Source organism: Streptomyces sp. NPDC006872, assembly GCF_040635845.1.
GTDB lineage: Bacteria > Actinomycetota > Actinomycetes > Streptomycetales > Streptomycetaceae > Streptomyces.
On record NZ_JBEYIL010000006.1, the window covers coordinates 380,247 to 401,398 of the forward strand.

Here is a 21,152-nt window from a genome sequence, read left to right on the forward strand (position 1 = left end):
GCCGATGTCGTCCCTCTCGTCTGTCTCGCCCATCCGACCCATCCGACCCATCCGACCCATCCGACCCATCAGGTCCTCCTCACGGCATCAGGAGAGTCCGTCCTCGGCGATCCGCAGCAGCAGCCTGTGCAGTGTCTCGCGTTCGGCCGGGTCCAGGGGGTCCAGCAGTTCGTTCGTCACGCGCAGGCCGGCCTCGTCGGTGCCGCGCAGGAAGGCGCGGCCGTCCTCGGTGAGGGCGACGATGCGGCTGCGGCGGTCGTCCGGGGCCGGGCGTCGCTCGGCGAAGCCCAGCTTCTCCAGGTCGTCCACCAGGCCGACGATCGCGCTGGGGTCGTAGCCGAGCCGCGCGCTCAGCTCGCGCTGGAGGGCGCGTTCGGAGGTGGCGAGGAAGCGCAGCACCGCGTAGTGGCGCAGCCGCAGCCCCGACTCCTGGAGGAACGTGTTGAAGACCTGCCCCGAGCGCAGCCCCAGGCGGTAGAGCAGGTACCCCGTGTCCGCGTGCAGCGCGCGCATCCACGGCTCGTCCGCGTCGATCGGGGCGGCGTTCACGGCGTTGTCCTGGCGGGTGATGGCGGGCTCCCTGGGCTCGGCCCCTTCCGGGGGTGGTTCTCGGGATGGTGCTCGGGGTGGATCGCGGGGGTGCAACTCGGGGTGGATCTCGGGGTGGTTCTTCGTACAGATTCCAGCATGGCGCACCCGTAGGTGGACAACAACTATTGACGACAACAATTATTGCTCTTAGCTTCGATCTCGAAGCCGCACCCCATGTGAAGGGACACCGTCGTGCCCAGCATCGATCTCTCCGGCAAGGTCGCCGTCGTCACCGGCAGCGGCCGGGGCCTCGGCCTCGCCTACGCTCACGCCCTGGCCGCCCGCGGCGCCTCCGTGGTCGTCAACGACGTCGACGAGGCGGTCGCCGAGCAGGCTGTGAAGTCCATCGTCGAGGCCGGCGGCAAGGCGGTCGCCGAGGTGGTTCCGGTCGGCACCGCCGAGGCCGCGGACCGGCTGGTGGGCCGCGCGGTGGAGGAGTTCGGCCGGCTCGACGTCCTGGTCACCAACGCGGGCATCCTGCGCGACAAGGTGCTGTGGAAGATGACCGACGACGACTTCGACGCGGTGATCGCCACCCACCTCAAGGGCACCTTCACCTGCGCCCGCGCCGCCGCCGTACGGATGCGCGAGCAGGGCGAGGGCGGCACGCTGATCCTCGTCGGCTCCCCGGCCGGTCAGCGCGGCAACTTCGGCCAGACGAACTACGCCGCCGCCAAGGCCGGCATCGCCGCGTTCGCCCGCACCTGGTCGATGGAACTCGGCCGCGCCGGCATCACCGTGAACGCGATCGTCCCGGTCGCCGCGACCGCGATGACCGAGACCATCCCCGCGTTCGCGCCGTACGTCGAGGCGCTGAAGAACGGCGAGCCGTTCCCGGACTTCCTGCGCAAGGGCGAGGGCTTCGGCACCCCCGAGGACTGCGCCGCGCTCGTGCCCTTCCTGGCCTCCGAGGCCGCCCGGGGCATCACCGGCCAGGCCATCGGCATCGGCGGCGACAAGGTGGCACTCTGGTCGCATCCGCAGGAGATCCGCGCGGCCTACGCCGACGGCGGCTGGACCCCCGAGAGCCTGGCCGACGTCTTCCCCACCTCGGTCGGCGCCGAACTCCAGACGGTCGGCATCCCGGCCCCCAAGTTCCCGGAGGCGTGATGAGCCTCTCCATGAACGTCGACGAACTGGTCGCGATCGACGTCCACACCCACGCGGAGGTGTCCTCCAAGGGGCACTCCTCGCTGGACGACGATCTGCACGACGCGTCCTCCGCCTACTTCAAGGTCGAGGGCAAGCGGAAACCGACGATCGAGGAGACGGCGGCCTACTACCGGGAGCGGAAGATGGCCGCCGTGATCTTCACGGTGGACGCCGAGTCCGCGACCGGCACGGCCCCCGTCCCGAACGAGGAGGTCGCGGAGGCGGCGGCCGCCAACGCGGACGTCCTCATCCCCTTCGCCTCCATCGACCCCTTCCGCGGTAAGGCCGGCGTGCGACAGGCGCGGCGCCTGGTCGAGGAGTACGGAGTGAAGGGCTTCAAGTTCCACCCCAGCATCCAGGGCTTCTTCCCCAACGACCGCTCGGTCGCGTACGACCTGTACGAGGTGATTGAGGAAACCGGTTCCATCGCCCTTTTCCACACCGGTCAGACGGGCATCGGCGCCGGTGTCCCGGGCGGTGGCGGGATCCGGCTCAAGTACTCCAACCCGCTGCACGTGGACGACGTGGCGGCCGACTTCCCGCGCCTCAAGATCATCCTGGCGCACCCGTCCTTCCCCTGGCAGGACGAGGCCCTCGCCGTCGCCACGCACAAGCCGGGCGTGCACATCGACCTGTCCGGCTGGTCGCCGAAGTACTTCCCGCCGCAGCTCGTGCAGTACGCCAACACGCTGCTCAAGGACAAGGTCCTCTTCGGCTCCGACTTCCCCGTCCTCACCCCCGACCGCTGGCTCGCCGACTTCGACAAGCTGACGATCAAGGACGACGTGAAGCCGAAGATCCTCAAGGAGAACGCCGCCCGGCTGCTCGGGCTGACCACACCGTAAGGGGCGTGGAAGATGCGCAACGAGGGACTGGGGTCGTGGCCCGCACGCCGGGCCCGCAAGACCCCGCACCGCACCGCCCTGGTACACGGTGAGCAGTCGACGGACTATCGGACACTGTATGCACGCACCACGCGCCTGGCCCACGCCCTGCGGGCCCGGGGCGTGCGGCGCGGCGACCGCATCGCGTACCTCGGCCCCAACCACCCCTCCTACCTGGAGACCCTGTTCGCCGCCGGCACGCTCGGCGCGGTGTTCGTCCCCCTGAACACCCGGCTCGCCGGCCCCGAGATCGCCTACCAGATCGCCGACTCCGGAGCCAAGGCCCTCGTCTACGGCCCCGCGCACGCGGGCCTGGTCGCCGGACTGCCCGGGAACACGGACGTGCGGACGTACGTCGAGGTCGGCGCCGAATACGAGAAGGCGCTCGCCGAAGCCTCCGACGAGCCGATCGACACGCCGGTCACCCCCGACGACACCTGCATCATCATGTACACCTCGGGCACGACCGGCCGTCCCAAGGGCGCCATGCTCACGCACGGCAACCTCACCTGGAACGCGATCAACGTCCTTGTCGACACCGACCTGATCGCCGACGAACGCGCCCTGGTCTCCGCGCCGTTGTTCCACACCGCCGGCCTGAACATGCTGACGCTTCCGGTGCTCCTCAAGGGCGGCGCTTGCGTCCTGGTCGAGGCCTTCGATCCGGAGGCCACCTTCGACCTGATCGCCCGGCACCGGATCACCTTCATGTTCGGGGTGCCGACGATGTTCGAGCAGGTGGCCCGGCATCCGCGCTGGCCGGACGCCGACCTGTCCTCCCTGCGGATCCTGACCTGCGGCGGCTCGCCGGTGTCCACGCCGCTGATCGCCGCCTACCAGGAGCGCGGGCTCACCTTCCTGCAGGGCTACGGCATGACCGAGGCGGCCCCCGGCACCCTGTTCCTGGACGCCGAGCACTCGATCAGCAAGGCGGGCTCGGCCGGCGTCCCGCACTTCTTCAGCGACGTACGCGTCCTGCGGCCCGACCTCACCCCGGTCGACGTCGGCGAGACCGGCGAGGTCGTCGTGCGCGGGCCGCACGTGATGCCCGGCTACTGGGGGCTGCCCGAGGAGACGGCCGCCTCCTTCGCCGACGGCTGGTTCCGCAGCGGGGACGCGGCCCGGATCGACGAAGACGGTTACGTGCATATCGTCGACCGCATAAAGGACATGATCATCTCCGGTGGGGAGAACATCTACCCCGCCGAGATCGAGGACCTGCTCCTCGCCCATCCCGACATCGTCGAGTGCGCGGTCATCGGCGTGTCGGACGACAAGTGGGGCGAGGTCCCGCGCGCGGTCGTGGTGCCCCGGGAGGGTGCGTCGCTCGACCCCGACGAGGTGCTGGCCTCGCTGTCCGGGCGGCTCGCCAAGTACAAGATCCCCAAGTCCGTGGTGGTGGCGGACGAACTCCCGCGCACCGCCTCCGGAAAGCTCCTGAAGTCCCGGGTGCGCTCCCGGTTCGGCACCAACTCCTGAACGCAACTCACCTGTGAGGAACGGAATATGAGCATCACCGTCAACGGCATCGACGAGCTGAAGAAGCTGGCCGGCAGCGACCTGGGCACCAGCGAGTGGATCGAGGTCACCCAGGAGCGCATCGACACGTTCGCCGACGCGACCGGCGATCACCAGTGGATCCACGTCGACCCCGAGCGGGCGAAGGAAGGGCCCTTCGGCGCGCCCATCGCCCACGGGTACCTCACGTTGTCCCTCTTCATCCCGCTGTTCACCGAGCTGTTGGACGTCCAGGGCGTCACGACGAAGGTCAACTACGGGCTGAACAAGGTGCGGTTCCCCTCGCCGGTGAAGGTCGGCTCACGCATCCGTCTGGTCGGGAAGCTGACCGAGGTCGAGGAGGTGCCGGGCGGCGTGCAGATCACCGTCGACGGGGCGATCGAGATCGAGGGGGGCGCGAAGCCGGCGGCCGTGCTGCAGAGCCTGTCGCGCTTCTACGTGTGAGTTGATGCCTGTAGCGCCGTAGCGCCGTAGCGCCGTAGCGCCGTAGCGCCGTAGCGCCGTAGGGCCGTAGGGCCGTAGGGCCGTTGGGCCGTTGGGCTGAGGTTGTGGGGAACCGTGCGACCGTCGTGGCTGGTCGCGCGGTTCCCCGCGCCCCTTTGGGGGCGCCTCAGCGCACGACGTCCACGAAGATCGGGTTGGAGTAGAACCAGGTGTCGGCCCACGGGTCGCCGTTGCCCGGGTCGTGGGGGATCGGGCCGTGCGGGTCCACGGAGGCGCCCAGGTAACCGGTTCCGTTCCGGTTGCCGTCGCTGCCGCGCAGCCGGACGTAGAAGGACTCGTCGCCCACCGGCACCGTGACGCGCAGGGTGTACGTCCCCTTGCGGCCGCTCACGTCGGTCGTGTGGACGACCTTCGTGTCGGGCGCCCGCCACGTGTCGCGGTCGGACACCGCGCCGCGCACCGCGCCCCGGATCACGTCCACGTGCGCCAACTCCGGCAGGATTCCCTGGGGGTTGGGGCGGGAGGTGCTGGTGACCGTGATGTTCAGGGTGAGCTTCTCGCCCTTGCGGACCCGCAGTCGGCCGCCGAGGGTGACGCCCCGCCCGTTGCTGTGCTCCCGCCGCAGCCGGACCTCGAGACCGTCGAGCAGATGCCCTTGGTCCAGCCAGACCCGGCCCTCGCGCAGGCCCGTCATCACCGCGCGGTAGCCGTAGCGGGTCACGCCCACATGGGTGCGGCTGAACTGGCCCGGCCAGAAGTCGCTGCCGGCCTGCGGGGTGTCGGTGTTCACCGGGTCGGGCAGCTTGCCGGTGTTGTCGAAGTTCTGCCCGGCCGGCCAGTCGCCGTTCTTCCAGGTGTCGAAGACGGTCCGGTGGTTGTCGGAGTTGGTGGTGATCGAGAACAGCCGGCCCTCGGCCAGCATCGAGTCCCACAGCCCGCCGACGGTCGCCGTGGCCCAGTCGAAGCCGCCGTAGGTGAGGTAGGCGTTCGCCGGGTAGCCCGCCCAGGACTGCGCCGACGGCTTGTTCTCGTACTCGCCGCGGATGGACGTCGCCGCGCGCCAGCCGGGGATCGCCGCGCCCTGGGCGCCGGGCGCGCCCTCCATGCCGATCATGATCTCGGGGGCCGCGTCGCGCCAGGCCCGCATCTCGTGCGGGGAGTCGATGCCGAGCCGCAGCGGGTGGTTGGCGAGGACGAGGACGTCGTCCACGTAGCCCTTGCGGCGCTGCTCGGCCAGCCACTTGATGGCCTTGACCGCGTGCGCTTCGTTGCGGGCGGTGTCGGTCGCGCCGGCCGCGCCCTCGGTGTAGCCCAGGAGCTTGCCGTCGTAGGCGAGCTCGAACTGCGTGAGCAGGTCCACCTCGTGCGGGCCGGGCGCGGCGAACACCGTGCAGTGCTCGGCGGCCGGGATGTACCACTCCAGCCCCTGGAAGATCAGCTGGCGCGGGTTCTCGGCGCGGGCCTCGAGGATCTCCTTGTGCTCCATCGCGGCGCCGTAGTGGGCGTGCCCGAAGTTGGAGTGCTCGTTGAACACCATCCAGTCGAGGCCGTACCTGGCGGCGGCCTTGGCCTGCTGGGAGAAGGTGTACTTGGCGTCGTGGCTGTAGACGGAGTGGACGTGGTGGTCGCCGACGAGGTAGGCGAGACGCGGGTCCTCGCCGCCGTAGCCCTGGCCCGCGGCGGCGACGGCCGGGGTGGTCGCCCCGCCGAGGGCGAACGCGGCGCCGAACAGGCCGGCGCTGCGCAGAAGTCCGCGCCTCGACACGCCCTGGGCGTCGAGAGCGGCGGGGGAGACGGACGGATCGGCCCAGGCGGGCAGCTGCTGCTCGGTCACGGTGATCCTCGTGAAAGGGGGTCAGTGGTTCATGAAGGAGGTGACGGGCAGCGCACGTTCGACGATGCGGACGTCACCCAGGCGGCCGTGCAGAATCTGGTCGATCCGGCCCGCGTACTCGTAACCGCCGAGCAGCCAGGGCAGCCCGACCGAGGTGAGCCCGACGGCGACGGCGTGCGGATTGCGGGCCACCGGGCAGCCCTGGACGTACATCGTGGTGTGCTTGCCGTCGTTGACGACGGCGACGTGCCACCACTTCTCCCGGGCGGTCTCGTCACCCCAGTTGGTGGCGATCCCCTCCTGGTTGAGCGGGCGGACCGCCCACTGCGGGCCGGGTCCGTCGGAGAGGGACAGCGTGGCGATCGGCTCGTCCGGATCGTCGGCGGTCTTGCCGGCGGCGCCGCCCGTTCCGGTGCGGCTGACCAGACCGGACCAGGCGTTGTGCGAGGCGTCCCAGTCGGCGGGCAGCCGGTAGAACGCCTCGATGGTGTAACCGGCCTTGAAGGTCGCCGAGTTGAGCGGGGCGCCGTCGACCGTCCTCAGGTACGCGCCCTTCAGCGGCGACTTGTAGCCCTGGAACTCCAGGCTGCCGTGGCCGGGTTGGTCGGGGTGGTGGTCGGACGACCAGGTGAGCGCGCCACCCCCGACACTGACCGGACTGAGGTCGTTGCCGCGCCCGGACAGGTCGCGGACCGTGCCGGCGACCGCCGTGCCGTCGTCGTGGCCGTCGAACCGCCAGTAGGCGACCGTGCCCCGCACCAGCATCGACGACACCGGACGCGCCGCCCGGGCCGGTGCCGGGGCGAAGCCGGAGAAGCGGTCGGCGAAATCGATGTCGACCGAGAACCGGTCGGCGTCGCCGCTGAGTTCGATCTCCTGCCGCTCCAGCTCGTTGAGCCCCTTCGCGGCCCGGCCCAGGATCCACGGGGAGACCGTCTCCACGTCGATGACGTTCCGGTCGAGGTCGAAGCGGTAGAGGCGGATCATCGCCGCACCGCCGAAATAACGGTTCTGATAGTTCGTCAGATGCAGATGGACGTCATGTCCCGCCGCGTTCTTGCGCGTTGCCCGACCGGCGGGCCAGTAGTGCCCGTTGAGCGTCAGGAAGATCTGGTCGTGGTCCGCGATGAGCCGGTCCCACAGCTGCCGGCCGTACGCGGAGAGGGCGTCGTCCTCGACGACCAGCTCGTGCGTGGTCAGCACGACGGGGGTCTTCGGATGCCGGGACAGGACGTCGGCGGCCCAGGCGTAGCCCTTGTCCGACAGCCGCCAGTCCAGCGCCAGCACCATCCACTCCCGGCCGGCCGCCCGGAACAGATGGAAGGTGTTGTAGCCGTCGGGGGAGGCCCCGCCGAAGGTGGGCTTCCCCTTGAAGCGCTGCGGACCGAAGGCGTCCAGGTACGGGGTCGCGCCACGCTGGTCGGTCGTCGACGACTTCACGTCGTGGTTGCCGGCCAGGACGCTGTAGCCGACCCCGCGCCGGTCGAGCAGTGCGAACGCCTCGCTGATCGCGGCGACTTCGTCCTTCGCCCCGTTCTCCGTCAGATCGCCGAGGTGGGACAGGAACACGATGTTCTCGTCCCGGCCGTGCTCCAGCAGATAGCGCAGGGACGCCTCGATCGGCTCCTTGTCGATGCTCGGACCGTCGAAGAGGTACTGCGTGTCGGGCATGACCGCGAGCGTGAAGCGGCGGCTGTCGGCATCGGGGCGCCACTTGGCGGAGGCCGCCTCGGGAGAGGCGGCCTCAGCGGTGGCCGGCAGCGCGACGCCGGCCGTGGCGGCGGCCCCGAGCAGGGCGGTGGCCCTCAGGAATCCGCGTCTTCCGGCACCGGCCTGCGCGGCCTCGCCCGGATTTTGGGCATGCGAAGTACACACATGTGCTCCGTAGGAAAGTCCGTGTAGAGAACGGGTGTTACAGGACGCGCAGGGTCCAGCTCCAGCGGTGGACGCCCGGTGCGACGAGGTAGGAGGGGAAGGTGTCGGGGCCGCACGAGGCCGTGCCGAGGCCGCGGTGCGCCGCGTCGAGGTGCACCACGCAGCCGGCGCGGGGCACGAGTTCGTCATGGTGGGCGACGGCGGTCAGGTCCGCGGCGCGGTAGCGCGTGACGGAGACCTGGCGCGGCTCGTCCAGCGTGACCGCGAGACCGGTGGCGTCCGGCGCCGAGAGCGTGAAGCTCCGCACCCCGTGCCGGCCGCCGCTCTCCTGCGGACGCAGGTACGGAGTGAACAACTCGTCGACGGGGAGGGAGTGATGGCCCACCGGCGCGCCGCCGCTGCGGTCGGGGTACGACTCCCAGGGGCCCTGCCCGAACCACTTCAGCTGGTCCGGCCCGGCGACCGTCTCGAAGACCGTGCCGACCCGTGCCACGTCGTCGAACTCCTCGGGCAGTTCGGCCTGTTCGTCGATCCGGATGCCGCCCTCGACCGGTGTGAACACCTGCCGGTGCCGCACGACGCCGGTGGCGCCGGCGTACTCGGAGAAGACGGTCGTCCCGTCGCCGTCGCGGCGGACGGACACCAGCTTGCGCACGAGGGAGTCCAGGCCCCAGGTCCGCCAGCGCAGCGCCATCCCGCCCAACTCGTCGTTGTCGGTGGGCGCTCGCCACAGCGACAGCGTCGGCGCCGCGGCCAGCAGGGGGTGGACGAGGAGTCCGTCGTCGTCGAGCTCGACGTGCCCTGCAGTGTTGCCGTGCCCAGGAGTCTCGACGTGCCCGAGAGGCTCGGCGTCCCGGGTCGGCACGGCCGCCCGCAACCGCACCTGCGGCGCGCACACCTCCGTGCCGCGCGGCGCCCACGGCAGGTCCTCCGCGGTCGTCACCCGCAGCGTCAGCCACGCCTCGCCGCCGTCCTCCGGCAGCGCGAACGGCACCGGTACCACGGTCGTCTCGCCCGGCCGCAGGTCCGGCAGCTCGGCGGTCGCGGTGAGCGTCGGACCGTCCGCGAGGGACAGCTGCCACTCGCCCGCGAGCCACTCCAGGCCGCGGAAGTGCTGGTGGTTGGAGAGGACCAGCCCCTCGTGCCGGAAGCCCTGCAGCCGCACCGGCGCGGCGAGCTCACGGTGCTCGTACATCACCGGCTTCGGGGTGCGGTCGGGGAAGACGACGCCGTCCGCGATGAACGCGCCGTCGTGGTCCTTCTCGCCGAAGTCGCCGCCGTACGCCCAGCGGTAGCCGGGCGCGGTGACACCGTTGTCGTAGAGTCCGGCGCCCCCACGCCCGACCGGTCTTCCGTCGTTCACACCCTGGAGGATGCCGTGGTCCCAGAACTCCCAGATGAACCCGCCCTGAAGACCCGGGGTGGCCTCGATGGCAGCCCAGTGGTCGGCCAGCGTGCCGTTGCTGTTGCCCATCGCGTGGGAGTACTCGCACTGGATGAGCGGCTTGGTCTGCTCCCCGGACAGCGCGTGCGCCACGCAGTCCTCCAGGGGTGCGTACATCGGGCAGGCGATGTCGGAGGCCACCTTCGGATCCGCCCAGCCGCGCTTGGCGGCCCCCTCGTACTGCAGCGGCCGGGTCGTGTCGTGCCGGCGCACCCAGCCCGCGGCCGCGTCGTGGTTCGCGCCGTAGTCGGACTCGTTGCCGAGCGACCAGATGATGATCGACGGGTGGTTCTTGTCCCGCAGCACCATCCGTGAGACGCGGTCGACGAAGGCGTTCAGATAGCGCGGGTCGTCGGCGATCTCATGGGCGTGGTCGTGGGACTCGATGTCCGCCTCGTCGACCACGTAGAAACCGATTTCGTCGGCGAGGTCGTACAGCCCGGGGTCGTTCGGATAGTGCGCGGTGCGGATGGCGTTGAAGCCGAAACGCTTGAGCAGCACCAGGTCGGCCCGCATGTCGTCGGCCGAGACCGTCCGCCCCATCAGCGGGTGGAAGTCGTGCCGGTTGACCCCTCGGATGAAGATCCGCTCCCCGTTGACCAGCAGGTCCCGGCCGACGATCGCCACGTCCCGGAAACCGATCCGGTGCCGTGAGGAGTCGGCGACGGAGCCGTCGGCGCGGTGCAGCCGCACCGTCAGCCCGTACAGCTCGGGCGTCTCGGCCGTCCAGGTGCGCACCTCGGGCACGCTCGCCCGCAGACGTGCCTCGCCGAGGAAGTCGGAGACTCGCTCGTCCTCGGCGTTGGCCAGGTCGAACTCCGCGTCCTGCGTCAGCGCCAGCCCGTCCAGCTCCCCGCTGACGTACCACCCCTCGGGCAGCGCCCCGCCCGCGTCGCGGACCTGGCAGTCGACCTGCAGCTCCCCGTCCGCCGCCGCCCGTACGCTCACGTCGGCCAGGTGCAGCGGGTCGGTGGCGTACAGCAGCACCGAGCGGGTGATGCCGCCGTGCCACCAGTGGTCCTGGTCCTCGATGTGCGAGGCGTCCGACCACTTGACGACCGTCAGCCGTACGACGGACCGCCCGCCGGGGCGTACGACGCCCGACAAGTCGAACTCGGCGGCCAGATGGGAGTCCTTGGAGATGCCGACGGGCCGCCCGTCCACATGCACGAGGAGCACGCTCTCGGCGGCCCCGACCTGGAGCACGATCCGGCGCCCGGCCCACTCGGCGGGAACGTCCACCTCCCGCTCGTAGACGCCCGTCGGATTGTCTGCGGGCGACAGTGGAGGGAATTCTGTATACGGCATACGGATGTTCAGATACTGCGGAAGGTCGACCGTCGCCCGCAGCGGGTCGTCCGTGTCCTGCATGGTCCATACCCCGGGCACGGTCGTCGACGACCACGCACCGCCGACCGGCGCGTCCGGAGCGGACAGCAGCTGGAAGCGCCAGTCGCCGTCCAGGGAGTGTGCTCCGGAGCGCCGGTCGACGGCGTTCATGGGCAGCCGCCCCCAGGAGGTCACCTCAGGTGCCTTCCAGGGGCGGAGCGCCAGCAGCGGGTCAGTCACTTGATCGCTCCCTTGCCGAGGTCGGCAATGATCTGTTTGGCGCCGATCGCGAAGACGATCAGCAGGGGGATGAGTGCCAGCAGCGCGCCCGTCATGACCATTCCGTAGTCCGTCGTGCCGTGGACGCCGTTCAGCTGTGAGAGGGCGACCTGGAGGGTGACGTTGTCCGGGTTGGTGAGGGCGATCAGCGGCCAGGCGTAGTCGTTCCACTGGCCCATGAACGTGAAGATGCCCAGGAAGGCCAGACCGGGCCGGACGACCGGCAGGGCCACGTGCCAGTACTGGCGCATGAAGCCCGCCCCGTCGATCTTGGAGGCGTCGAGCAGCTCGTCGTGGATCGCGCTCTTCATGTACTGCCGCATCCAGAAGATGCCGAACGCGTTGGCCGCGGCCGGCACGATCAGCGCGGTCATCGAGCCGATCCAGCCGATCTTCGCCATGATCACGAACTGCGGGATGGCCGAGAGCTGGGCCGGCACCATGAAGATCGCCATCATCAGCGCGAACAACACACGTCGGCCCGGGAACTGGAACTTTGCGAAGACGAACGCGGCCAGCGAGTCGAAGAACAGGACCAGGAAGGTCACCGAGCAGGCCACGAGCAGCGAGTTGAACATCGACCCGAAGAAGTCGACGTTGTCGAAGAGATGGCGGACGTTCTCCAGGAAGTGCGAGCCCGGCAGCAGCTTCGGCGGATAGGAGAAGATCTCGGTCGACGAGTGCGTCGACATGATCACGGCCCAGTAGAACGGGAAGACCGAGAGCAGCAGGCCGATGATCAGTGAGATGTGCAGGGCGATGCCCCGGCGGTTCGAACCCTTGATGGACGACATGGTCGGGGCCTCCTAGTCTTCGCCCCGGCGCTGCACCAGGCGCCAGTTGATGATCGAGAAGATGATGACGACGAGGAAGACGCCCCAGGCCACGGCGGCGCCGTAACCGAAGTCGTTGTTGTCGAAGGTCTGCTGGAAGAAGTAGAGGACCATGGTCTGGCCCGAGTGACCGGGGCCGCCCGCGAACGACGAGTTGTTGTCCGTGGTCTGCAGCAGCACCTGGGGCTCGGAGAAGGTCTGCAGCCCGGTGACCGTCGAGATGACGAGCACGAAGAGCAGCGTCGGCCGCAGCAGCGGCAGTGTGACCTTGAAGAAGGTCTGCACGGGACCGGCGCCGTCCATCCGCGCCGCCTCGTACAGCTCGCCGGGAATCGTCTGCAGACCGGCCAGGAAGATGATCGCGTTGTAACCGGTCCACTGCCAGGTCATCAGTGTGGCGATGGCGACCTTGATGCCCCAGGGCGTGTTCAGCCACGCCACCTGATCCAGGCCGACCGCCTGCAGGACGGCGTTCATCAGTCCGAAGTTGGTGGAGAAGACCGAGCCGAAGATGATCGCGACCGCCACGATCGAGGTGACGTTCGGCAGGAAGAAGGCGAAGCGGTAAACGTTCTTGAAGCGGACCGCGGAGTTGAGCATCACGGCCGTGACCATCGACAGGAAGATCATCGGGATGGTGGCCAGCGCCCAGATGACGAGCGTGTTGCCGACCGAGCCCCAGAACTGGCTGTCCGACACCAGATAGCGGTACTGCGAGAGTCCCGCGTACTCCATCGAGCCGAGTCCGTCCCAGCGGTGGAAGGACAGATACAGCGAGAAGCCGACCGGGATCAGCCCGAAGGCCAGGAACAGCAGATAGAAGGGCGAGATCGCGGCATAGAGCCGCCAGTGGCTCAGGATGCCCTTGGACGGGCGGACGGCGGGGGGCTCCGCGACGGGCGGCGGGGGTGTGTCCAGCACAGGTGCGGTAGCCATGTCAGTAGCTCACCCCCAGGTGGTCGGCGATCCGCCGGCACTTGCTCATGGCGTCCTTCCAGGCCTGCTTCTCGTCCTTGCCGAGGACGGAGAAGTTCCGCAGCTCGTCGTCGATCGGGGTCTTCAGCGCCACGTCGAACGGGCTGTTGTAGGCGACGGGTATCTTCTCCGCCGCCGGTCCGAAGACGTCCATGGTGATCTGGTCGCCGAAGAACGGATCGGGTTCGCGCAGCTGTTTCAGCGCGTACGAGGCCGGCGTCGACGGGAAGAGGACCGAGTCGACGAAGCCCTGGGCCTGGTTGTCCGCGTCGAGCATCCACGTGATCATCTCGAAGGCCTGCTCCGGTTCACGGCACGCCTTGGTGATCGCCAGGAACGAGCCGCCGATGTTCGACGGCCCGCCCGGACAGCTCGCCACCCGCCACTTGCCCTTGGTCTTCGGCGTGTTGAGCTTGATGTCGCCGGCCGCCCAGGAGGCGTTCAGCTGGCTGGGCAGCAGGCCGCGCTCGGTGGCCGAGATGTTGTCCGGCGTCCCGTTGACGATCTTCGAGACCAGTCCGCGTCGGGTGGCCTCCACGGCACGGGCCCAGGCGGTGCGCACATGCTCCTGGTCGCCGATGAAGTGCCGGTTCTTGTCGACGAACCGCTTGGTCGTCTGGTTGATGGAGATGCCGTAGATGCTCAGGGCGTCGGTCAGGATGAAAGCGCCGGGAACGCGTTTCTTGAGCTGCTCCCCGGCCGCCATGAACTGGTCCCAGGTGGCCAGCTCCCTGGAGACGTCCTCCGGTTCGGACGGCAGCCCGGCCTTCTCGAAAGCGGCCGGCTGGTAGTAGTGCGCGACCGGACCGCAGTCGATGGGAAAGCCCACCATCGAGCCGTCCTCGGCGATGCCCTCGTTCCACTTCCAGGGCAGGTAGCGGTCCTTGAGCTTCTCCGCCCCGAGCGTGCGCAGGTCGACGAACTGATCGGCGTTCGGCAGGTACGAGGCCATGTCCTCGCCCTTGAGCCCGGCGATGTCCGGGATGTGGGCGCGCCCGGTCATCGTCGTCATCAGCTTGGAACGGTAGTAACCGCCGATCTGGATCGCCTGCAGGTTCACCTTGCTGTCGTAGCGCGCCTTGGCCTGATCGACGACCTTCGGACTCAGTCCGCCGCTCCAGTACCACATGACCATGTTCCTGCCGGTGGAGCCGGTCGGAACGCCACAGCCGGTGGTCAGGCCGCCGAGCGCCGTGGCCGCCGTGCCGGCGAGGCCGGCGCGCAGCAGGCCTCTTCGTGAGAGCTGCACAGCTCCCACCGCCTTTCGGATCTGTTCGCGTCTTTGCAGACGGGGTGCAATTCGAGGGGCATACGGGGGTGTCGTCCTCGCCCGGTTGCGGTCAGGGCCGCAGGACCGGCGGGGTGACCGGGGCGTACCGCACCGGCGGGCCCACGTCCGCCGGGATGCGGTCGGCGAGGAAGCCGTACGCCCGCTTCAGTTCGGGGTCGGTCACCGAGCGCCACCAGCGGTCGACGCCGTACCAGCCGGGGGCCGCCAGGGCGCCGCCGTGGTGCTGTACGGAGAGCCCGGCGGCGAGCACCGCGAACCGCAGCCGTTCCACCAGCGGCCAGCCGCGCAGCGAGGCCGCGACGAAGCTCGCGCCGAACACGTCGCCGGCGCCCGTCGCGTCGAGGACATCGATGTCAAGAGCGGGGACCTCCGCGTACTCCCCGCTCGTCTGATCGACCGCGACGGCGCCGTCCGCGCCCCGGGTGACCACGGCCACCGGCACCAGCTCCGCGAGCGTGCCGAGCGCGGCGACCGCGCTGTCGGTGCGGGTGTACGCCATCGCCTCGGTCTCGTTGGGCAGGAAGGCATGGCACAGGGCGAGCTGGGCGAGCAGGTCGGTCGACCACTGCTGGGTGGGGTCCCAGCCGACGTCGGCGTAGATCTGCGTGCCGTTCGCGGCCGCCTTGGCGAGCCAGGCGACCGGTTCGGCCTCCAGGTGCACGAGGGCCGTGCGCGCCTCGGGCGGGTCGCCCATCAGGGTGTCCTGCGAGTACGGCGGTTCCTGGCCGTGGGTGACGAGGGCCCGGTCGTGACCGTGCGCGAGGGCGACGGTGACCGGCGTGTGCCAGCCCCGCGCCACCCGGGAGAGCGCCAGGTCGACGCCCTCCTGACCGGCCAGCACCTCGCGGCAGTGGGCGCCGTAGAAGTCGTCGCCGAAGACCGTGGCCAGCGAGGTGCGGAGCCCGAAGCGGGACGCGGCCACCGCGAGGTTGGCGATGCCGCCGGGGCCGCAGCCCATGCCCGCCGTCCAGATCTCCTCGCCCGGCTTCGGCGGCCCGCCGAGCCCGGTGAGGACGAGGTCGTAGAAGAGCAGCCCGGTGAGCAGTACCTCGGGCCGGTCGTCGTCCACCACAGATCCCTCTCGTCGCAAGAGCCGGGCGAGCTCGCCCGGCAGGACCGCTCGTCAAAACTCTTCATTTCGGTGACCGGAATCGTGCGCCCATCGGCGACATTGGTCAATACCTCAGCAGAAGTGAGCATAGATTTGATTGAAGATGACGAGTAGTGTTCACGTCGTGCTGGCAGAACGACGACATCAACTCATCCTGCGGGCCCTGCGCTCCGGTGGTCCCGCGGCCGTGACGGATCTCTCCGAGCAGCTGGGTGTGAGCCCGGCCACGATCAGGCGTGACCTGGTCAAACTCGAGGAGGACGGCCTGCTCACCCGGGTGCACGGCGGAGCCGTGGCGGAGGAGGGCGACCAGCCCTTCGCCGAGGTCGCCGAGGTCCGCGTGGCCCAGAAGGACGCGATAGCGGCCCGGGCCGCGGCCATGGTCGCGGACGGCCAGTCGGTGCTGCTCGACATCGGCACCACCGCCTACCGGCTGGCCCGGCAGCTGCACGGCCGCCGGCTCACGGTGATCACCAGCAACCTGGTGGTCTACGAGGAACTCGCCGACGACGAGGGCATCGAGCTGGTGCTGCTCGGCGGCATGGTCCGCCGCGAGTACCGCTCCCTGGTCGGCTTCCTCACCGAGGACAATCTGCGCCAGCTGCACGCCGACTGGCTCTTCCTCGGCACCAGTGGGGTGCGCCCGGGCGGGCAGGTGATGGACACGACGGTCGTCGAGGTGCCGGTGAAACGGGCCATGATCAAGGCCGGTGACAAGGTCGTCCTGCTCGCCGACTCGGCGAAGTTCCCGGGTACGGGCATGGCGAAGGTCTGCGGTCCCGAGGACCTGGACGTGGTGGTGACCAACACGCCGGTCGATCCGGTGACGCGGTCCTCCTTCGAGGAGGCGGGCGTCGAGCTGGTCGTGGCAGGAAAGGTGCAAGCGTGAAACTGACGATTCTGGGCGGTGGCGGGTTCCGGGTGCCGCTCGTGTACGGGGCGCTGCTGACGGACCGCGGCGAGGGCCGGGTCACGGAAGTCGTTCTGCACGATCTGGACGACAGTCGACTGTATGCAGTCGCCCGTGTACTGGATGAACAGGCCGCCGCCGTCCCCGACGCCCCCCGGGTGACCGCCACCACCGACCTCGACGAGGCGCTGCGCGGCGCCGACTTCATCTTCTCCGCGATCCGGGTCGGCGGTCTGGAGGGCCGGGCGAACGACGAGCGGGTGGCCCTCGCGCAGGGCGTCCTCGGCCAGGAGACGGTCGGCGCCGGAGGCATCGCCTACGGTCTGCGGACGGTCCCCGTCGCCGTCGACATCGCCCGGCGGGTGGCCCGTCTCGCCCCGGACGCCTGGGTCATCAACTTCACCAACCCGGCCGGACTCGTCACCGAGGCCATGTCCCGCCACCTCGGCGACCGCGTCATCGGCATCTGCGACTCGCCGGTCGGCCTCGGCCGCCGGATCGCCCGCGTCCTCGGCGCCAACCCGAAGGAGGCATGGATCGACTACGTCGGTCTCAACCACCTCGGCTGGGTGCGCGGTCTGCGGGTCGCCGGACGCGACGAACTGCCCCGGCTGCTCGCCGACGCCGATCTGCTCGGCTCCTTCGAGGAGGGCAAGCTCTTCGGCGTCGACTGGCTGCAGTCGCTCGGCGCGATCCCCAACGAGTACCTGCACTACTACTACTTCAACCGGGAAGCCGTCCGGGCCTACCAGCAGGCCGAGAAGACCCGCGGCGCCTTCCTGGCCGACCAGCAGGCCCGGTTCTACGAGGAGATGAAGCGCCCGGACGCGGCGGCCCTGACCGCCTGGGACCGCACCCGCGCCGAACGCGAGGCCACCTACATGGCCGAGAACCGCGAGACGGCCGGCGCCGGCGAGCGCGACGCCGACGACCTCTCCGGCGGCTACGAGAAGGTCGCCCTCGCCCTGATGCGGGCCATCGCCCGGGACGAGCGCACGACCCTGATCCTCAACGTCCGCAACCAAGGAGTCCTCTCGGCGCTCGACACGGACGCCGTCATCGAGGTGCCCTGCCTGGTCGACGCGGGCGGTGCGCACCCGGTGGCCGTGGCCCCGCTGCCCGAGCACGCCACCGGGCTGGTCTGCGCGGTGAAGGGCGTCGAGCGCGAGGTGCTGGCCGCCGCCGAGTCCGGCTCGCGCACGACGGCCGTGAAGGCGTTCGCGCTGCACCCGCTGGTCGACTCGGTGAACGTGGCCCGCAGGCTGGTGGAGGGGTACAAGGACGTCCACCCCGGGCTGGCGTACCTTAAGTAGCCGTCGGGAGGGGAAAGCGCTTTCTCCCCTGCTCGGCTCGCCTGACCCCGGCCCCCTGGCCTGCCCGCCCTCTCCGCCTCTCCCGCCTTCCCGGAATCCCCGGATTCCCCGCATCCACCGCCTTCCCCGCCCTCCGTGGTCCCTCTCTGGAGATTCCCCATGCATGACGAACGCCGCCGCATCGAGGAGCGCGTCGAGCGCGTCCACAACCAGCGCATCAAGCCCGCGATCTACGCGGCCACCGTGCCCTTCGAGGTCGAGGCCTGGCAGGCGCCGGGGGAGCCGGTCCCCTTCACGGAGGCCGCGGCCGCCGCCTACAAGCCCTTCGCCATGGACACCCCGTGGGGCCCGCCCTGGGGCACCACCTGGTTCCGGATGCGCGGCCAGGTGCCCGCGGAGTGGGCCGGCAAGCGCGTCGAGGCCGTCATCGACCTCGGCTTCGTGGGCGACTGGCCCGGCAACCAGGCCGAGGCCCTCGTCCACCTCACCGACGGGACGCCGCTCAAGGCGGTCAACCCGCTCAACCAGTACGTGCCGATCGGCAACCCGGCGACGGGCGGGGAGAGCATCGACTACCTCGTCGAGGCGGCCTCCAACCCGGACATCCTGGCCAACGACTTCTCGGCGCCGACCCTGCTGGGCGATGTACTGACGGCGGGCGACCGTCCACTGTATACATTCCGCCGCGCCGACATCGCCGTCCTCGACGAGGAGGTCTGGCACCTCGACCTCGACCTCCAGGTGCTGCGCGAGCTCATGGTCCACCTCGGCGAGCACGAGCCGCGCCGCCACGAGATCATGCACGCCCTGGACCGGGCCATGGACGCCCTCGACCTGGACGACGTCTCCGGCTCCGCCGCCGCCGTCCGCGAGGTCCTCGCCCCCGTCCTGGCCAGGCCCGCCCACGCCAGCGCCCACACCGTCTCCGGCGTCGGCCACGCGCACATCGACTCCGCCTGGCTGTGGCCCATCCGCGAGACGAAGCGCAAGACCTCCCGCACCTTCTCCAACGTCACCTCGCTCGCCGACGAGTACGACGACTTCATCTTCGCCTGCTCGCAGGCCCAGCAGTACGAGTGGGTGCGCGACAACTACCCGCAGGTGTGGGCACGGATCCAGGAGTCGGTGCGGCGCGGTCAGTGGGCCCCGGTCGGCGGCATGTGGGTGGAGTCCGACGGCAACCTGCCCGGCGGCGAGGCCATCGCCCGCCAACTGGTCCACGGCAAGCGGTTCTTCATCGAGCACTTCGGCATCGAGACCAAGGGCGTCTGGCTGCCGGACTCCTTCGGCTACAACGCCGCCTACCCGCAGCTCGCCAAGCTTGCCGGCAACGACTGGTTCCTCACCCAGAAGATCTCCTGGAACCAGACGAACAAGTTCCCCCACCACACCTTCTGGTGGGAGGGCATCGACGGCACCCGCATCTTCACGCACTTCCCGCCGGTCGACACCTACAACGCGCGCTTCAGCGGCGAGGAGATGGACCGGGCGGTCCGCAACTACTCCGAGAAGGGCGGCGGCACGCGCTCGCTCGCCCCGTTCGGCTGGGGCGACGGCGGTGGCGGCCCCACCCGCGAGATCATGGAACGGGCGCGCCGGCTGGCCGACCTGGAAGGCTCGCCGAAGGTCGTCGTCGAGCACCCCGACACCTTCTTCGCCAAGGCCCGCGAGGAGTACCCGGACGCGCCCGTCTGGGTCGGCGAGCTCTACCTGGAGCTGCACCGCGCCACCTACACCACCCAGGCCCGCACCAAGCAGGGCAACCGGCGCAGCGAACACCTCCTGCGCGAGGCGGAGTTGTGGGCCACGACGGCCGCACTGCACACGCCGGGCTACGCCTACCCGTACGAGAAGCTCGACCGGCTCTGGAAGACGGTGCTGCTGCACCAGTTCCACGACATCCTGCCGGGCTCCTCGATCGCCTGGGTGCACCGCGAGGCGGAGGCCGAATACGCGCGTGTCGCCCAGGAGTTGGAGGTGCTGACGGCCGAGGCGGTCGCCGCGCTGGGCGGCGGCTCGGCGAGCGAGGGCCGGACGGGCGCCGGTGCGGCGCGCGTGTTCAACACCAGCCCGTTCGACCGCGCCGAGGTGGTCCGCACGCCCGAGGGCGCACCGGCGTACGTCGAGGTGCCCGCGAGCGGCAGCGCACCCCTGGCAGGGTCGGCGGACGGCGCGCAGCCGCCGCAGCCGGTGACGGTGTCCGGCCGTGTCCTCGACAACGGGCTGGTCCGTGTACAGATCGCAGAAGACGGCACACTGTCTTCTGTATACGATCTGCGGGCGAATCGCGAGGTCCTCGCCGACCAGGGCAACCTGCTGCGTCTGCACACCGACCTCCCCAACTACTGGGACGCCTGGGACATCGACAAGCACTACCAGAACCGCTACACCGACCTGCTGGAGCCGGACGCGGTGACGGTCGTCGAGGAGGACCCGCTCGTCGGCGCGATCCGGATCACCCGCTCCTTCGGCAAGGGCTCGACGATCACCCAGACCGTCACCCTGCGCGCCGGCAGCCCCCGCATCGACTTCGAGACCGACATCGACTGGCACGAGGCGGAGAAGATCCTCAAGGCGGCCTTCCCGGTGGACATCCGGGCCCCGCACTCCTCCGCCGAGATCCAGTTCGGCCACATCCAGCGCCCCACCCACACCAACACCAGCTGGGAGGCGGCCCGGTTCGAGGTCTCCGGCCACCGCTGGGTGCACATCGGCGAACCCGGCTACGGCGTCGCGGTCATCAACGACTCCACCTACGGCCACGACGTCTCCCGCACGGTCCGCGAGGACGGCGGCACGACCACCACGGTCCGGCTCAGTCTGGTGCGCGCCCCGCGCATCCCGGACCCCGAGGCCGACCAGGGCCGGCACCGCTTCAACTACGCGTTGCTGCCCGGCGCGAGCATCGAGGACGCGGTCGCCGAGGGCTACGCCCTGAACCTCCCGCTCCGGGTGGCGAACGTGGCGAACGTGGCGGACGCGGCGGACGCGGCGGACGCGGCTCACGCGCCCGAGCCGATCGTCTCGGTGGACGGCGACGGCATCACCGTGGAGGCCGTGAAGCTCGCCGACGACGAGTCCGGCGACGTCGTCGTCCGGCTCTACGAGTCCCGCGGCGGTCGGGCCGCCGGCGTCCTGCGCACGAGCTTCCCGCTCGCGGGCGCGCAGATCACCGATCTGCTGGAGCGGCCGCTGGAGCCGGCGGTCGTCGGTGAGGGCGGCGGAGTCGACATCGCGCTGCGGCCCTTCCAGATCCTGACGCTCCGTCTGGAGCGCGCCGCCACCGGCCGCTAGCAGCGGCCCCCAGGGGCGGGCGTGCACTCCACGCGCCCGCCCCCGTCATGAAGTGCCCTGCTCTGCGGAGGAGTT

General features: G+C 70.1%; 15 protein-coding genes. 7 read left to right on the forward strand and 8 right to left on the reverse strand.

Annotation, left to right across the window (positions count from 1 at the left end; translation table 11 throughout):
- Nucleotides 1-87 precede the first annotated feature (87 nt).
- Nucleotides 88-549 carry a MarR family transcriptional regulator gene (locus ABZ725_RS20460; protein WP_351912804.1) on the reverse strand — a complete coding sequence of 154 codons (462 nt, stop codon included), beginning with the start codon at nt 547-549 and terminating at the stop codon, nt 88-90.
- 234 nt (nt 550-783) lie between these two features.
- On the opposite strand from ABZ725_RS20460, the gene ABZ725_RS20465 reads away from it, so the two are divergent.
- Genes ABZ725_RS20465 through ABZ725_RS20480 form a run of 4 tightly spaced genes read left to right on the forward strand, consistent with a single transcriptional unit; the run spans nt 784 to nt 4,589 of the window.
- The gene (locus tag ABZ725_RS20465; protein ID WP_358804008.1) at nt 784-1,701 is read left to right on the forward strand and encodes an SDR family oxidoreductase; all 918 of its coding nucleotides are present in this window, start codon (nt 784-786) and stop codon (nt 1,699-1,701) included.
- Between the two features lie 11 nt (nt 1,702-1,712).
- On the forward strand, nt 1,713-2,588 hold the full coding sequence (locus ABZ725_RS20470) for an amidohydrolase family protein (protein WP_358804157.1): 876 nt from the start codon (nt 1,713-1,715) through the stop codon (nt 2,586-2,588).
- Between the two features lie 12 nt (nt 2,589-2,600).
- Nucleotides 2,601-4,106 (forward strand): long-chain fatty acid--CoA ligase, encoded by a 1,506-nt coding sequence (locus ABZ725_RS20475; RefSeq protein ID WP_358804009.1) that lies wholly within the window; start codon nt 2,601-2,603, stop codon nt 4,104-4,106.
- A gap of 27 nt (nt 4,107-4,133) precedes the next feature.
- Complete coding sequence (locus ABZ725_RS20480) at nt 4,134-4,589, forward strand: MaoC family dehydratase (protein WP_351912715.1); 456 nt, start codon at nt 4,134-4,136, stop codon at nt 4,587-4,589.
- A 166-nt stretch (nt 4,590-4,755) separates the two neighbouring features.
- On the opposite strand, the gene ABZ725_RS20485 is transcribed toward ABZ725_RS20480, so the two are convergent.
- The 7 genes from ABZ725_RS20485 to ABZ725_RS20515 all read right to left on the reverse strand — a co-directional run bounded on the left by ABZ725_RS20485 (nt 4,756) and on the right by ABZ725_RS20515 (nt 15,518).
- Nucleotides 4,756-6,423, reverse strand: coding sequence for a PHP domain-containing protein (locus tag ABZ725_RS20485; protein WP_358804010.1), 1,668 nt, complete (start codon nt 6,421-6,423; stop codon nt 4,756-4,758).
- A gap of 21 nt (nt 6,424-6,444) precedes the next feature.
- Complete coding sequence (locus tag ABZ725_RS20490) at nt 6,445-8,298, reverse strand: LamG-like jellyroll fold domain-containing protein (RefSeq protein WP_358804011.1); 1,854 nt, start codon at nt 8,296-8,298, stop codon at nt 6,445-6,447.
- 37 nt (nt 8,299-8,335) lie between these two features.
- Entirely contained in the window at nt 8,336-11,311 is a 2,976-nt protein-coding gene (locus tag ABZ725_RS20495) for a glycoside hydrolase family 2 TIM barrel-domain containing protein (protein ID WP_358804012.1), read from the reverse strand.
- Nucleotides 11,308-12,144 carry a carbohydrate ABC transporter permease gene (locus tag ABZ725_RS20500; RefSeq protein ID WP_358804013.1) on the reverse strand — a complete coding sequence of 279 codons (837 nt, stop codon included), beginning with the start codon at nt 12,142-12,144 and terminating at the stop codon, nt 11,308-11,310. Before ABZ725_RS20500 ends, ABZ725_RS20495 begins: the two co-directional genes overlap by 4 nt.
- Before the next feature lie 12 nt (nt 12,145-12,156).
- Nucleotides 12,157-13,119 (reverse strand): sugar ABC transporter permease, encoded by a 963-nt coding sequence (locus ABZ725_RS20505; protein WP_351912725.1) that lies wholly within the window; start codon nt 13,117-13,119, stop codon nt 12,157-12,159.
- A 1-nt stretch (nt 13,120) separates the two neighbouring features.
- Nucleotides 13,121-14,407, reverse strand: coding sequence for an extracellular solute-binding protein (locus ABZ725_RS20510; protein ID WP_358804014.1), 1,287 nt, complete (start codon nt 14,405-14,407; stop codon nt 13,121-13,123).
- 91 nt (nt 14,408-14,498) lie between these two features.
- Nucleotides 14,499-15,518 (reverse strand): carbohydrate kinase family protein, encoded by a 1,020-nt coding sequence (locus tag ABZ725_RS20515; RefSeq protein ID WP_358804015.1) that lies wholly within the window; start codon nt 15,516-15,518, stop codon nt 14,499-14,501.
- A gap of 166 nt (nt 15,519-15,684) precedes the next feature.
- Between ABZ725_RS20515 and ABZ725_RS20520 the strand changes: the two genes are divergently transcribed.
- The 3 genes from ABZ725_RS20520 to ABZ725_RS20530 all read left to right on the forward strand — a co-directional run bounded on the left by ABZ725_RS20520 (nt 15,685) and on the right by ABZ725_RS20530 (nt 21,077).
- The gene (locus ABZ725_RS20520) at nt 15,685-16,449 is read left to right on the forward strand and encodes a DeoR/GlpR family DNA-binding transcription regulator (RefSeq protein WP_351912808.1); all 765 of its coding nucleotides are present in this window, start codon (nt 15,685-15,687) and stop codon (nt 16,447-16,449) included.
- Nucleotides 16,446-17,783, forward strand: a complete 1,338-nt coding sequence (locus ABZ725_RS20525) for a 6-phospho-beta-glucosidase (protein WP_351912731.1) — start codon at nt 16,446-16,448, stop codon at nt 17,781-17,783. The genes ABZ725_RS20520 and ABZ725_RS20525 overlap by 4 nt, the downstream gene beginning before the upstream one ends.
- Before the next feature lie 159 nt (nt 17,784-17,942).
- A complete protein-coding gene (locus ABZ725_RS20530; protein WP_358804016.1) occupies nt 17,943-21,077 on the forward strand; it encodes a glycoside hydrolase family 38 C-terminal domain-containing protein in 3,135 nt (1,044 codons plus the stop codon).
- Nucleotides 21,078-21,152 lie beyond the last annotated feature (75 nt).

Bases quoted from the DNA above. Each gene is read 5' to 3' on its own strand.
- ABZ725_RS20505 (WP_351912725.1), bottom strand. From the start codon at position 13,119: ATGGCTACCGCACCTGTGCTGGACACACCCCCGCCGCCCGTCGCGGAG.
- ABZ725_RS20530 (WP_358804016.1), top strand. From the start codon at position 17,943: ATGCATGACGAACGCCGCCGCATCGAGGAGCGCGTCGAGCGCGTCCAC.
- ABZ725_RS20480 (WP_351912715.1), top strand. From the start codon at position 4,134: ATGAGCATCACCGTCAACGGCATCGACGAGCTGAAGAAGCTGGCCGGC.
- ABZ725_RS20470 (WP_358804157.1), top strand. From the start codon at position 1,713: ATGAACGTCGACGAACTGGTCGCGATCGACGTCCACACCCACGCGGAG.
- ABZ725_RS20500 (WP_358804013.1), bottom strand. From the start codon at position 12,144: ATGTCGTCCATCAAGGGTTCGAACCGCCGGGGCATCGCCCTGCACATC.
- ABZ725_RS20475 (WP_358804009.1), top strand. From the start codon at position 2,601: ATGCGCAACGAGGGACTGGGGTCGTGGCCCGCACGCCGGGCCCGCAAG.